Source organism: Levilactobacillus parabrevis ATCC 53295 (assembly GCF_001434055.1).
In the GTDB taxonomy this organism is placed as follows: Bacteria; Bacillota; Bacilli; order Lactobacillales; family Lactobacillaceae; genus Levilactobacillus; species Levilactobacillus parabrevis.
Genome location: NZ_AZCZ01000048.1, coordinates 1 through 14,845, shown reverse-complemented (window position 1 = coordinate 14,845; position 14,845 = coordinate 1). Strand labels below are relative to the sequence as shown.

Below are 14,845 nucleotides of genomic sequence, written 5' to 3'. Positions count from 1 at the left end.
CGGTCAGTTATTAGGTGCTTACCGGCAAGCCATACTAATTAATCAGATTTTTAAGCAAAATAAAAACCCGTTAGTCGCGCAACTAACGGGTTAATCGATGGAGGCGGCGGGGATCGAACCCGCGTCCTAGCATATTGCCAACTTAACGTCTACACGCATAGGCAGACTACTTAAAGTTTCGCTGAACAACTTGCCGCCTGTCAGGGCCAACATGAACAGCTAACCTGATTTTTCTCTTCTAACGTACTTCAGGTGGGAGTCGTTAACGTAAGTCCGTTAAATTTAGGACCCAGATCTAGACCACGGACAAGCCTAGGAGGATCTACGTTAAGCGCCTATTAAGCAGCTAAAGCGTAAGAATTGTTATTATTTTTTGCAGTTATAATAAACTGGACCTTTTAACGTAGATGCCGCTACGGCGCGCAGTCAAGCTTCAACCTATACCAGTCGAATCCAGAACGCCCCCATAAACAATACTCATCTAGTTTAACATACCCCTAGCCGTGTGCAAACAATTTTGCCCAGTGGGACCGAATTAAAGGAAAAAAACTTGTATTCAGTATAGTATAATAGGCAGGTAAGGAACCAGGCGGCTCAGGCTCGCTGGCAAAAGTTACAGAAACTTCATGATTCCATCATGGAAGCTTCTGGTTAACCGAGTAGTTTTAGGGCACTATGACTCACAACCTTTTTGCCGGCTCCGAATATAGTAGCCCGACCTTTGGAGGTAGCAATGAAGTTATTAATGATTGAAGACAACCATTCAGTATCACAAATGATGTCCATGTTCTTTAAGAAGGAACAGTGGGATGCTGAGTTTGCTTATGATGGTAATGAAGCCGTTGAGATGTTTAAGGCCACACCTAACGATTGGGACATGGTCACGCTTGACCTGAACCTGCCCGGACTGGATGGGATGCAGGTGAGTGCGGAGATTCGAAAATTATCGCCGACCGTGCCCATCATTATGTTGACGGCCCGGGATTCCGAGAGTGATCAGGTCTTGGGACTGGAAATGGGAGCGGACGATTACGTCACCAAGCCATTCAGTCCCATCACCTTAATTGCGCGGATTAAGGCGCTTCATCGGCGAGCCGGATTGGGTCCTATTAGCAAGGGCGCTGAGACGGCACCGTTGGACGACACCGAATCCTTTGATGTGGTTACGGAGAATTTTAAACTCAACACCAAGACGCGGGAAGCCTACCTAAATGGGCAGCAGATTCATGATTTAACGCCGAAGGAATTTGACTTGTTAAAGACCTTAGCACAGAAGCCCCGTCAGGTCTTCTCCCGTGAGCAGCTCTTGCAGCTGGTCTGGGACTATGAATACTACGGTGATGAACGGACCGTGGACGCGCACATCAAGAAATTACGACAAAAGATTGAGAAGGTTGGCCCCCAGATTATTCAAACCGTTTGGGGGGTGGGTTATAAATTTGATGATAGTGGAGCAGATCAGCAATGAAGTTAATGTATCAACAAATGCTGGGGTTCTTTGCAGCAATCATGATTATCCTGATCATCATGGGTGTGTCCTACTCACAAATGACCCGGCACATGGTCTACAGCAACACTTGGAATTCACTCGAAAAGTATTCAAATAGTTTGATTGAACAGTCTTTACGGATTAGTTCACAAGACGGCAACGCGGTTAACTTTGATACCACGGCTCTTGAGAACAGCGAGCAGTTGCTGCAAAACCAGGCGGTCAGTACGACGATCTACAGTGCTAGCAACAGAGTGGTTTTTCCAGCCAGTGTTTATCAGCAGTCAATCAAGCAGACTGATTGGAAAAAACTGAAGAATAACCAGATTATTCACAAAGTGGTTGACCGGCGCGTGCGAAACAAGGACGGTCGCGTGAGTCCGGCTATGACTGAGGTGATGAAACCTTACTTCTACAATCACAAGCTTGTGGCGGTCGTGGTGATGGGGGCGTTTGTCTCCGACATCAATACTAGTGTCAATCAGATCAACCGTAATCTGATTCGTGCGTTACTGGTTTCTATTGTGGTCGCTATTGTTGCCAGCTACATCCTGGCGCGGTACTATACGTCACGGATCAACCGGCTACGAAAGGCCACCAATCAGGTTGCACGAGGAAATTACGATGTTGAGATGACCAGTAAGAATCGTGATGAAATTGATGATCTGATCAACGATTTCAACGGCATGGCCCAATCGCTAAAGGATTCACAAGAAGAGATTCAACGCCAGGAACAACGACGCCGAGAATTTATGGCCAATGCATCGCATGAAATGCGAACGCCACTAACGACCATCAACGGATTGTTGGAGGGACTGGCTTATGATGCCATTCCGGAGGAAAGTAAGGAAGAAAGTATCGACCTGATGCGGAGTGAAACGAGCCGGTTGATTCGATTGGTCAATGAGAATCTAGACTACGAAAAGATCCGATCCAACCAGATTTCGCTCAACCTTCACGAGTTCAATGCGGTAGATGCGCTCCATAATATAGTAGAACAATTAAAACAAAAGGCCGATGACAGTGGGGATGTGCTCGAGTTACAGTCACCCAAGGAAATTCCCGTGTACGCCGATTATGACCGTTTTGTTCAAATTATGTTTAACATTACACAAAATGCCATCCAATTTACCCGCGATGGGACGATTACCATTTCCGCTCAGCGGGGTTACGAGGAGACCATCGTCAAGGTTGCCGATACTGGGATGGGGATGAGTGACGAGCAGTTGCAGAATATCTGGGAACGGTACTACAAGGCTGACCCTTCTCGGAAGAACACCAAGTACGGTGAATCCGGCCTAGGCCTGTCAATCGTCCACCAGTTGGTACAGCTCCACCATGGTAAGATCAGCGTCACCAGTAAGGAAAATGTCGGCACAACCTTCACCGTTATTTTCCCAGATCAGCACCAGACAAATTCGGAACGCGTCAAGACGGATTAGTGCGGTGTGTTAATTGGTGCACAACCACCCAGATTTCAAGGGATTAATTCTAGGTGTCGATGCCGTTAAATGCAAGAGACACGACAACAGACAGCGTTTATTATCAGGTTGTGCGATGAACGTTGATTAACTCGGAAGTCTATCGTTGGTGTGAGTCTGTGTCAGCCGTGAGGGGGTGTAAATCAACTCAGCCGTGGGAATTGTCTTAGTGGCGGTTCTTGCCGCTTAGACAATTGGTGCCTTTGAGACTCGGTTCTCAGAGGCTCAAAGCAAGCTCAGAGACCGTTTCCTGGCTCTGGGCGTCCGCCCACCGCGTCCCGGTTGATTTGCATCCCCGGCAAGGCGAAGATTTGCTCAATTTAATTCATACCAAACCGTTGCTGTGTTTATTGCGTTCTCGTGATACAATGAGGGGAACCATTAAGGAGGAAACTTTTGAAACGAGTACAAATTACCGGGAAGTCCGTCCGTAAGTTCGAGGACGGCTATCCCATCGTATCTTTAACTGATTTAGAAAATGCCAAGGACTTCGACAACGGTGCTTGGGTCCAATTAGAAAATCACGGCCATTTTGTGGCCACAGCCTACTTTGCCAAGCAACATCGCGGCATCGGCTTTGTCATGAGTTTGCGCGAAAACGAAGATATTGATGAACGCTTCTTCACCAGCAAGTTCCGGGCCGCAGTTGCTAAACGGTCGGCTTTTGCAGAAACGCCAGCTTACCGGTTATTCAATGGGACTGGTGACGGGTTAGGTGGCTTGATTGTGGATGTGTTCAACGGTAAGTATGTTTTCCGTTGGTTAAACACGGCCATCAAGCAACAGTCTAAGCTGATCTATGCCGCCTTTGAACGGATTATGGGTAAGGGCCAAACGATTTTAGCTGATTTCCCTGGTCAAGAACACTTACAACTGGTGAGTGGTGACTTTGGCGACCAACCTGCCGAAATCTTGGAAAACGGGGTGACTTATCCCGTTGACTTGACCGTCGGCCGGCAACAATTAGCTTTGGAATTCCGGGACATTCGGGCCTGGGCCAAGGCAACTAGCCAACAACGTCGGATCTTGAACCTGTACAGTGCCGAAACTGGTTTGGTAACGGCTGCGATGATCGGTGGCGCTATCGAAGCCATCACGGTTGACCCAACGAACCGGGCAACCACAGCGATTCAAGCCCAATTGGCAGCCAACAACTTTGACCAAGCGGCCGTTGAAATGCGGACGATGGATGTTGCCAACTATTTGGACTACGCCATCAAGCATGACTTGAAGTTTGACACTATTTTCATTAATCCACCTGCTTTCATCCGGGGAAAGAAGAAGTCCTTCACCTTGGAACAAGACTTGCAAGAACTGATCGAACAAGCCTTGAAGCTGACACAACCGGGGTCACAAGTCGTGATTACCACGACGACACTGATGTATTCCATGAAGCGTCTGCGGGATACGATCAGTGACGCAATGCAAAATTATACCGGTCATGTAACAGTTTCCAATACGTACCTTTCACCAAATGATTTCATCACCAACCATGCCGACCGTCATAGCGAGGCTTTAAAGGGTGTTCAGCTCACCGTTGAATAACTGAAAACAGATTGAAAATAATTGCAATTAATCCCAACCGGTAAGATAGACCACTTACCGATTGGGGTTTTTCTTAAGTATTTATAGTTTACATTTAGAATCGAAAACAGTAGACTTACTAATGCTAAATAAAAAACGCTTACAAGAAAAAGAACTAGAATTGAAACGAGAGTTGAGGTTTACAAATGGGTATTTTACTAGCTTTGATCCCCACGGTCTGTTGGGGAAGTATTGGATTAATCAGTGGGAAACTTGGCGGGACGTCGTATCAACAAACGTTGGGAATGACTGCCGGGGCCGTTTTATTCGGTTTGTTTTCAGTCTTTTATTTTCACACGGCAATCTCAGGCATGGCGATGATCGTTGGGGTCGCTTCCGGTCTCTGCTGGTCCGTTGGTCAGTTTGAACAATTCCAATCCATGAAGTTCATCGGTATTTCACGGACGGTGCCAATCTCAACTGGTCTGCAGTTAGTCGGGACGGCGCTCGCAGGGGTACTGCTGTTCCACGAATGGAAAACTACTCGGATGGTGACGATGGGAACTATCGCCGTTATCGTCTTGATTGCTGGGGCCGCACTGACATCTCTGCGTGATTCCAAGGCTAAGGCCTCGGCTGCAGGGCAACCCATGCAAGCTGGTAAAGGTGCTACTGCTATTATTATTTCAACGATTGGTTACGTGTTGTACACGGTTATCGTTAACGCATCTGGGTTACCTTCCCAGACGGTCATCTTCCCTCAATCACTGGGAATGATCTTGGGCGCTACGATCTTCGTCCTGTTCTCCCATCAAAAGGTGATGCACAAGGCAACCGCCAAGAACATCATGACCGGGATTGTCTGGGGTGTCGGGAACTTCTTCATGTTCATGGCTATTCCATCGATTGGACTGGCAATTAGCTACTCTTTAGCACAGTGTGGGATCGTTATTTCCACCTTCGGGAGTATCTGGTTATTGGGCGAAAAGAAGACTGGCCGCGAAATGGTCTACATCACGATTGGTTCACTCCTCGTTGTTGCTGGTGGGGTAACCCTTGGTTTAATGAAATAGTTTACATGAGGTTAGTAACGATGGTTGCTGACCTTTTTATTTTTGAAAAAATGTGGACTAGACCATTTACTTTCCGGGTGGTTGCGTTATAATGGACTAGTCAATAACAATAAAAGTGAGGTTTTCTTAATATGGCACATATCGCCTTTGATCTTTCGAAACTTGAACCATTTGTTCATGACAACGAATTAGGAGAAATGCAAGCAATGGTGACGGCGGCTGACGCCGAATTACGCCAAGGTACCGGTGCTGGTAGCGATTTCCGCGACTGGTTAACGTTACCTAAGGACTACGACAAGGAAGAATTTAGCCGCATCAAGGCTGCAGCAAAGAAGATTCAATCTGACTCTGCTGTATTGGTCGTTATCGGTATCGGGGGTTCTTACCTGGGTGCTAAGATGGCCGTTGACTTCTTGAACGACACGTTCTTCAACTACTTGCCAGCCGACAAGCGGAACGCCCCACAAGTCTTCTTTGCAGGGAACTCCGTCAGTGCTGACTACGTTCACGATCTGATCAACTTGATCGGCGACCGTGACTTCTCCGTTAACGTGATTTCCAAGTCTGGGACCACGACGGAACCTTCTATCGCCTTCCGGATCTTCAAGGACATGTTGGTCAAGAAGTACGGTGAAGACGGTGCGAAGAGCCGGATTTACGCTACGACTGACAAAGCGCGTGGTGCCCTCAAGACTGAAGCCGACGCTGCTGGGTACGAAACCTTCATCATCCCTGATGGTGTCGGTGGTCGTTACTCCGTGTTAAGTGCCGTTGGGTTATTACCTATCGCTGCTTCTGGTGCCAACATCGATGAATTGATGCAAGGTGCTGCTGACGCCCAAGACGCCTACACGAACCCTGATTTAACTAAGAACGAAGCTTACCAATATGCCGCATTGCGGAACATCTTGTACCGTAAGGGCTACACGACAGAATTACTGGAAAACTACGAACCACGTCTGCAGTACCTGGCAGAATGGTGGAAGCAGTTAACCGGTGAATCCGAAGGTAAGGATCAAAAGGGGATTTACCCGTCTTCTGCTAACTTCAGTACTGACTTGCACTCCTTGGGTCAATACATCCAAGAAGGTCAACGTACGTTGATGGAAACGGTCGTTATGATCGACAAGCCACGGACTGACGTTGACGTGCCAACGGCTGAAGATGACCTCGATGGCTTAGGTTACCTCCAAGGTAAGAACATGGGCTTTGTGAACCAAAAGGCCTTTGAAGGGGTTGTATTGGCCCATACCGATGGTGGTGTACCTAACATGAGTGTTCATATTCCAGATACGACGCCATACACGTTGGGTTACCTGATCTACTTCTTTGAAGTTGCTATCGGTGTTTCTGGTTACTTGAACGGGATCAACCCATTCAACCAACCTGGTGTTGAAGCTTACAAGACCAACATGTTTGCCCTGTTGGGTAAGCCTGGTTTTGAAAAGTTAGGCAAAGAATTAAACGCTCGACTTTAATTTAACTTAAATTTAATGGAGACTCTTAGCTCGCTTGGGCTGGGAGTCTTTTTGTTTTCAGCGACGGTAAAAGCCGGTTAGTTCGATGAATGAACGGTTGGGCCAATGGCGTGCTTATGCTAGAATTAGTTCTATTGCGCGTGACGCGGGGAGCACATCTCATGGCTGTCGTCTTTAGCGGTGGTCAAGTGGATACTGAGTTGGTGGTTAAAATATTACGAGACGTGAAGTTTTGATTACAGATTCGTGGTACCCCTTGAGATGTTGGCAACGTCCCAGTAATATTAGTAAGGGGAATATTAACAGTTTAATTATTGTGTCAAGCGGAGAACTAGGGATTATTAATTTAAGGGAGAGAATATGTTGAAGGTTTCAAAGAAAAACTATTGGATTTATACGCTGATCTTTATGGTGCTAGTCGTCTGTCTCTACGGTATCTTCATTCTGACAGGCAAGTCGTTCATCTGGGAAGGGGACGGCCTGGCACAACATTATCCTGTATTAGAAAAGTTCTACACCTGGCTTCATGAGGGAAGTCTATCAGGGTGGTCTTGGAATCTGGGCTTAGGCGCAGACAAAATGACGACCTTCTCTTACTATGTCCTCGGGGATCCATTCAGTTATCTGATTTGGTTCTTCCCCAAGCATAGCATCGAGCTGGGGTATAACCTGCTGATTCTCTTGCGGCTATATGTGAGTGGCTTGGCGTTCATGTTGTTTGCGCGGCAACGGGGCTTCAAACCGGGTAGTCAATTACTGGGGACGTTGACTTACACGTTTACCGGGTACTCTCTGTACGTTAGCATCCGGCACCCATTCTTCTTACTACCGATGATTCTGTTTCCATTGTTAGCTTATGGTATTGACCACGTCTATCAGGGGAAGACGTGGGTGCCATTGGCGATCTTTACGGGATTGGCACTTGTCAGCAACTTTTATTTTGCCTACATATTGGCGATTGGGAGCTTGGTTTACGCGGTGCTGCGCTATCTGACGGTTCGCGAAACGATTGCGCAGAAGGGCTGGCCACTGATCTTTAAATTAGTCGGCGCCGGCTTGCTCGGCTTCTTATTGGCCGGTATCATCTTTATTCCGTCACTGATTGGGGTCTTCACCTCAACCCGAGCGACGGGGAATTTTGCCAATGGTTACTTTGTTTATCCGTTGAATTACTATCTGCGGTTACCTAATGCGCTGGTGACGACTGGAAATGCGATGCGCTTCTGGGCCAACTTAGGTTTAGCTGGGCTGACCTTCCTGAGCTTGATGTACGTTGTGCGGCATGCACGGCGCTACCTGTGGTTCGACGTGGGTCTACTGATCTTAGTGATCGGTTCACTGTTGCCAGAAGTCGCAGCCGTAATGAACGGGGGAACGACGCCATCGCAGCGGTGGTTGTTACTGGGGTGTTTAGCCTTCAGTCTGTCGGTGATGTACTTCATCGACGCCTTGCCGCGGATCGACCGCAGCGATCTCTCAGCCATGATTGTGGGGACGCTGTTCCTCCTAGGATTAGTCTGGGCTGCTAACGGCTTTATTTTCAGCAATCAGCCCCATGACTTTGTAATCTACGGGTTACTTCTCTTAACGTTGGGGGCTATCGTGGTCGGCCACTTCTATCAGTGGTCGCGTCACCAGGTCATCTGGACGTTGCTGGCCTTACTCAGTCTGAATATCATCGCTAACGGTTACGGTTACTTTAGTCCCAATTCTGGTGGTGCTAGCAATCAACTGCTGCATCGAGGCGTGGCGACAAAATTTCAGAAGAACTTCTATGATGGGGCTGAGAGTTACGTGAAGGCCCAACCTGGCTTTAAGCGGAGCTCTATTAGCAAGTACTATTACTTTAGTAATGAGGCCAAGACCAACATGGGGATGAATCTGGGCGCTCACGATATCATGTCTTACTTTTCCATTCAAGATGGGTCCGTGGGGAATTTTAGTGAAGAACTGGCGAACTCACAATTTAAGATGAACAAACCGATTAACCAAGCGGATAGTCGGACCACCATGAATAATCTGTTGGGGGTCAACTATATTTTCGCACGGAGTAATCAACTGAAAACGCAAGGATTCCCTTACGGCTACCAGCCGGTCAAAAAGAACGGGACGATTCTCAAGTATCAGGATGAACCCGTCCATGATTTGGGGAATAACTATGATACGGTTATTTTGAAGTCTAAGAATGCCTTGCCGTTGGCTTACCTACAGACCAAGCAGTTAAGTGCTAAGCAGTTCAAGCAGCTTAACGGGAGCGATAAGGAGCAGGCGTTGACGTATGGTGCCCTCGTTGATAAAAAGGCGAAGGGTGTGCCAACAACGACATACCATAGCCATAATCGTGAGCTGGGCTACGCGACTAAGGCGGATAACAGCACCGTAATCGATAGTCTGCAACAGGTCATGAAGTTCCGGCAACAGGGGAACCAAATGGATCCTGACCTGATCACGACGACCAAGTCTTCATTGATGCAGACCAACCAGGACCGGTCGGTGAACATTACTGATGATAAGGCCCGTTTGGAACAATTGACGGGACAGAACCGCACAGCACTGAAACAAAACGCGTTGGCTAACCAGAAGTCGCTGCATAAGATGGTTAGTGATAATCAGAATCTACCAGTCAATTACAAGCTACATCTCAAGCATCCTAAGCAGAATAAAGGGACTGAGTTGTACTTGGAGCTTGACGGGATTCAGGCTGAACGACTGAGTGTGAAGGATAAGTACCAAGCAAAGAAAAACACGAAGGCCTTCAGTAACCAGGCGTTTTCTGGGATTGAACGAATCAATCAGTTGCGGTCCGGTCTGTGGAATATGAGTGATGGTGCCTATTCAGTCACGGCAACAACGGCCAACAACGTCTCAAGCTTCAGTCAGTTTGGGCAGTCGAACTTGTCGGACTATCAAGAAAAGCACCACGTTCTGTTGAACTTGGGCTATTCTGCTAAAGCACGGAAGAATATCAAGTTGACGTTCCAAGGCGTTAAGAGCTTGTCTTTCAAGTCGGCTAAGCTCATTGCGGTGCCATTTGGTAGCCAGTACGACCAGCGGATGTCACAGCTCAAGCACCAAGGCTTACAGGGCTTAAACGTGAAGAATGACCGGGTTACGGGGACCTCACGTTCACAGCAGGCTAGTGTGCTGGCAACCTCGATTCCGTACAATACGGGTTGGCAGTTGACGGTGGATGGTAAGAAGCAAGCTATCACCAAGGTCAATGTGGGCTTTGTAGGCGCACGTCTGGCCGCTGGTAAGCATAAGATCGAGTTGACTTATCACACACCAGGACAACGTGTCGGGATCGTCATGACGATCGTTGGGGCGCTGATTCTTGCGGTGACTGGCGGCTATAGCTACTGGCGCTGGCGGAAACGACGTTAAATTAGGGTAAATTAAAAGCACCTCTCGTTTGAGACGGGGGATGCTGACATGAGGTCACGTTGCGTGAATGGCAACGTGACTTTTTTAGTTGTAATTGAAAAAATCCCAGGCCAATACGGTAAACAGAATAATTAGAAATACGAGTTCTGCGAATAGGTAGTGGTGGGGTGGTGTCTGGCGACGGCCCATCATGACTTTAACCTTGGACGAGCTGACGAAGTGGGATGACGATGAGGAATTCGTAAGGATACTGGGCGAGTATGCGGTAACTTTTTCAAATTAATTTCCCTCCAGACTAGGTTGATAACTTGACCCAAGTTTACCGAAGTCAGGAGAGATTGGCAAGAAGTTTATCTATTTAATTGTTAATAATATATAATTAAATTTATGCTCACAAGATTGTTGATTTTTAGCAAAAATAAAAGACTCAAAACGCTGATAAATCAACGTTTTGAGGCTATCGTGTGAACTACTGATCACCCGCACGGGGCTCGAACCCGTAACTCCGCCTTGAGAGGGCGACGTCTTAAACCAGTTTGACCAGCGGGCAATGTCATTAACTAGGCAATTACTAATGTACGCTATTCCTGGAAAATTGTCAATAATTCTCTGCATAAAATTACATTGAAATGGGAATTCATACAGTTTGCCGAACTTTTTCAGGAAAACTGGTTGACACTAATATCCAAACAAGTTAATATTAAATAGTTGTTTCGACAACGAGCCTTATTGGGTATTCGCCAAATTGGTAAGGCAGCGGACTCTGAATCCGTAAGTTACTGGTTCGAGCCCAGTATACCCAATTGATAACATTCGTAGTCGTCAGTCAATGTGAAAACGTTGATATGACGGCTTTTTTGTTTTTCTCAAAAGCACAATTTACTGTAAATCGGAGCCAAAACCGGAACCAGGACAGCCAAAAGGACAGCCAAAGACATTCAAAAGGACATTCACTTCTGCAGGTTAACTAAATATTCTACTGGCAGACAAAAACTAAGCCTGAGGTATAAGCAATGACGCCTATACCTCAGGCTTAGTTTTTAAATTAGTGGCGTTTCTGATGGAACCAGAGGCCACTAGCCGTGATTAGCAGAGCAATTCCAGCAATGATTAGAATCCAACTGCTGGTCTTGCGTTCCCCAGTTTGTGGCAACTTGCCACCCACGTAGGTCTTGCCCGCGGCTACACTTGGCTTACCGTTTCCGGCAGCTTGAATCCCAGTCCCTGAACCATAGCTATTGGTTGCGGCGCCATTGCTTGATCCGGAGATGTTACCACCAGCACCGCCGATCGTGACGTTGCCGCTACCTTGGTTAGAACCAGGGTGGTGGGTGATTGGCTTAGTCGGAATCGTTGGCTTGTTTGGCTTTACAGGTTTTACGGGCTTCACAGGCTTTACTGGTTTCGTTGGCTTTGGTGGCTTGACGGAAGGGGTTGGTTCTGGCGTTGGTTCCGTTGTCCCAGGATTTTCTGGGTTGGTTGGCGTCGTGATTGGTGGCGTTGTCGTCCCAGGATTCTCAGGGTTCTCAGGATTTTCTGGATTCGTCGGTGGTGTGGTTGTCCCGGGTTCTTCGGGGCCTACAATGCCGGGTGACTTGATGTCCACAGCGGCAACACTGACTTCAGCAGCAGAACCTGCTTTGATCTCAAACGGAATTGGCGTCTGATCCAGCTCATAGCCCTCTGGTGCTTTAATCTCAACGAATTGATAGTTACCAGCAGCTAGTCCACCGTAAGTGATGGTGCCCTCGGCGTCTGTCGTCTTAGTCGCAATGACGTTGCCAGTAGCGGCATCCCGGATTTCGTAGACGGCGCCAGCCAAGGCTTTACCGGTGGCTTTGTCGGTCTTCGTTAGCTTGACGACACCAGAGTCGCCTTCTTCGGAGCCACCATCGCTGCCATTATCACCGTTACCGGTACCACTACCGCCCCAAACGATTTGCGAGCCAACGGTTTGACCGTTTAAAGTGGCGTTGTTCTTCCAAGCACCACCAGTTCCCGAGATATCTGGCTTGGTGTGGTAAGTCATGTTAACCGCAGTCGTTACATCATCAAAGGTGAAGATGACGGTACTGTTGCTGGCTTCGACACTAGGCGTGATGGCGCCACCATCACTAGCGAAGCTACCCGTGTTGTCGAATTTCCCAGTTTGCGCGTGGACGCTCCCAGGAACGTAGGTCTGACCGGGACCTAGGTTATCGGTGATTACGGTTTGCCCTAAATGGGTACTGTTGGGGTTGAACGCGATATTCCAGGTGAGTAATGCTGGCGATCCATCCGGATTACGTTCAGCAACCCAACCGATCTTGTTGATTCCCCAATCGAGGCCGACATTGGCATTTTCTTCCGTCCCTTTGACGTAGAAATGCAGTTCACCATTGCGGTTAGTCGCGGTACTGGACAGCGTATCGTTGAAGGTGATGGTCCCAGTGTTTTCACCTTCCTTGATTGAAAATGTCCCGATCTTACGGCCACTATCGTCGTAGAGTGGGAAGGTGACATCCCGCCGACCCACAGCAGTATGAGGAAAAGTAACGGTTGCCGTATCGCCGTCTTGAATGGTTACGCCATCGGGAATGCCCCACTTGTAGTCAAGCGAGTAGGTATCCCACTTGCTGAGGTCACTACCGTTGGGAATGACCTTACCATTGACGTCCGTAATAACCGCATCGTTTTCACCTAAACCGGAGACGTCGATATTCTTGGCGTGAGCAGTGACTGAGCTAACACCGATACCCCCGATAAAGAAAATGAAAATGGCTATCAGGATGCCAATGATTATATTGGCTTTCTTTCTTTGCATCGCAATCCTCCTCCAATCCACTAGTGTTTGCAGTCCACTGGTTGATCAAATATCAATCGGAATAACTGCTAGTGTTGGAAATACTTTATTTAAGACATTTCATCCACTGCTCTGTATTTACTATAGTGATAATCTGAGAGAGTAGGGCATCTGTGAGAAAAAAAGAGTGGGGTTGAAGTAAGATTGCAGCGTAACTGCCATTTAATGTTGTTATTCAGTTGAACTTATCAAAATAATCGTGCCACTAGCGTTGGTACTAAGCGATTTGATGGACATCTCAATTAATGGATTAAAAGTTGCAAACGGAAAGGATTCTGGTGGAATTTAGGCAATAAAAAACGCCATTCCGTGGAATGACGTGGTGAGGCTGAATTAAAATGTGTCACCGTCTAGCTTGAACAGGTGGGGCTTACCGTAAAACCAACCCTGACGCAGATCGAGTTCTAAATCGTCGGCCATGTCGCCTTCTGCCTGGTTCTCGACACCTTCAAGAATCAACCGTAACTTGTACTGCTTGGCAATCTTCTTCCAGAACTTTAAGTTTTCTGGAATTTCGTCTTCGCGGCCTTCTTGCCGGAAGTTTTGCATGGCAAATTTAATTTCGCTCGCGTAGGACAAAATGGGTTCCAAATGGTCGTACGTATTGACACCGGTACCAATATCGTCCAGGCTCAACTGAATGCCGTGCTCGTCAAAGTAGTGGACTTGGTCAATGATTTGCTTGTTCGTGACCTTCTTATCCGTCACTTCTTCAGTAACCTCAAGTACCAAATTAACGGGATAAATTTGAACCTGTGCCTTGATGATGGCTTGAGCAATGGTTGGATCGATGAATTGCCGCTGATTAACGTTAAATGATACGGAGCCAATCTTTAACATTAGTTTTTGGGCGGTCCGTGCGATCAGGTCGGCCTGGATGTCGATCGGAATCGATTCGAAGTTGTGCGGGAGGACCCATTTGCCGTCAACTTGCTGCCGAATCAGCAATTCATAGCCGATGAGCGAGTTGTTTAAAACGTCTAATTGGGGCTGTAAAAAATAGCGATACATAATCTCGTGATCCTCCTTTTTTAGTCTGTCTGCTTCCATCATACTTTATTTAAAGGAAATAGAATAGGGGTTTTACAAAAAGAAGGGAAACGGTTCCTGGAATTTTGGTGTTACAGGTTAACTTATTGGAGTGATAAAGAACTATGGCATTATCAAGGAGTTTGGATTATAGTAAGACTAGTATATTATTTCATATTATTGGCAATGTTATTTAGTGATTACTGATGTGACATGAATAACGCTTCCCATCGTGGGAAATTACCGAATAGCAAGGAGATTGATCAGATGACTTGGTCAGTTTGGTTAGTACCACCAATGATCACTAGTATCTTTTTCGTTTTAGGTGTGATCACCCTGTACTGGTCAATTTTAAATTGGGTGACGGCTAAGGCGGAGTCACAGAACAAACCAGTTAACATTAAAAATATTCGGGTCGCCGTGGGGACAACGTGTGCGGTCGTTTCAGTCTTTGCGCTTCAACTCATCGTGCGCGATAGTCAGTTATCGTGGACGTTTACCAACTTTCAATTAATTTTATTGCCTCAATTGTCAAATCAAGTGCA

Annotated in this window: 9 protein-coding genes, 2 tRNA genes and 1 other RNA gene; 8 read left to right on the top strand and 4 right to left on the bottom strand. The window is 47.1% G+C overall.

Annotated elements, in window-relative coordinates:
- Positions 1-95: 95 nt before the first annotated feature.
- Positions 96-466: a transfer-messenger RNA gene (ssrA, locus tag FD07_RS12200) on the bottom strand.
- Positions 467-733: 267 nt separating this feature from the next.
- Between ssrA and FD07_RS10735 the strand changes: the two genes are divergently transcribed.
- The 6 genes from FD07_RS10735 to FD07_RS10710 all read left to right on the top strand — a co-directional run bounded on the left by FD07_RS10735 (position 734) and on the right by FD07_RS10710 (position 10,429).
- Positions 734-1,468, top strand: a complete 735-nt coding sequence (locus FD07_RS10735) for a response regulator transcription factor (RefSeq protein WP_020090326.1) — start codon at positions 734-736, stop codon at positions 1,466-1,468.
- Positions 1,465-2,931, top strand: a complete 1,467-nt coding sequence (locus FD07_RS10730) for a sensor histidine kinase (protein WP_020090325.1) — start codon at positions 1,465-1,467, stop codon at positions 2,929-2,931. Before FD07_RS10735 ends, FD07_RS10730 begins: the two co-directional genes overlap by 4 nt.
- 435 nt (positions 2,932-3,366) lie before the next feature.
- A complete protein-coding gene (locus FD07_RS10725) occupies positions 3,367-4,515 on the top strand; it encodes a class I SAM-dependent methyltransferase (RefSeq protein ID WP_020090324.1) in 1,149 nt (382 codons plus the stop codon).
- A 185-nt stretch (positions 4,516-4,700) separates the two neighbouring features.
- Positions 4,701-5,567 (top strand): GRP family sugar transporter, encoded by an 867-nt coding sequence (locus FD07_RS10720; RefSeq protein WP_020090323.1) that lies wholly within the window; start codon positions 4,701-4,703, stop codon positions 5,565-5,567.
- Positions 5,568-5,698: 131 nt separating this feature from the next.
- On the top strand, positions 5,699-7,045 hold the full coding sequence (locus FD07_RS10715) for a glucose-6-phosphate isomerase (RefSeq protein WP_020090322.1): 1,347 nt from the start codon (positions 5,699-5,701) through the stop codon (positions 7,043-7,045).
- Between the two features lie 360 nt (positions 7,046-7,405).
- The gene (locus tag FD07_RS10710; protein WP_020090321.1) at positions 7,406-10,429 is read left to right on the top strand and encodes a YfhO family protein; all 3,024 of its coding nucleotides are present in this window, start codon (positions 7,406-7,408) and stop codon (positions 10,427-10,429) included.
- A gap of 476 nt (positions 10,430-10,905) precedes the next feature.
- Here the strand turns inward: FD07_RS10710 and FD07_RS10705 are convergent.
- Positions 10,906-10,979, bottom strand: a tRNA-Glu gene (locus tag FD07_RS10705).
- Between the two features lie 180 nt (positions 10,980-11,159).
- Between FD07_RS10705 and FD07_RS10700 the strand changes: the two genes are divergently transcribed.
- Positions 11,160-11,232, top strand: a tRNA-Gln gene (locus tag FD07_RS10700).
- A 242-nt stretch (positions 11,233-11,474) separates the two neighbouring features.
- Here FD07_RS10700 and FD07_RS10695 read toward each other — a convergent pair.
- Positions 11,475-13,232 (bottom strand): LPXTG cell wall anchor domain-containing protein, encoded by a 1,758-nt coding sequence (locus FD07_RS10695; protein WP_020090320.1) that lies wholly within the window; start codon positions 13,230-13,232, stop codon positions 11,475-11,477.
- Between the two features lie 372 nt (positions 13,233-13,604).
- Positions 13,605-14,282 (bottom strand): EAL domain-containing protein, encoded by a 678-nt coding sequence (locus FD07_RS10690; protein WP_020090319.1) that lies wholly within the window; start codon positions 14,280-14,282, stop codon positions 13,605-13,607.
- A 285-nt stretch (positions 14,283-14,567) separates the two neighbouring features.
- On the opposite strand from FD07_RS10690, the gene FD07_RS10685 reads away from it, so the two are divergent.
- Positions 14,568-14,845 (top strand): hypothetical protein (locus FD07_RS10685; protein ID WP_057161945.1); only part of this gene is annotated, 278 nt, incomplete at its 3' end.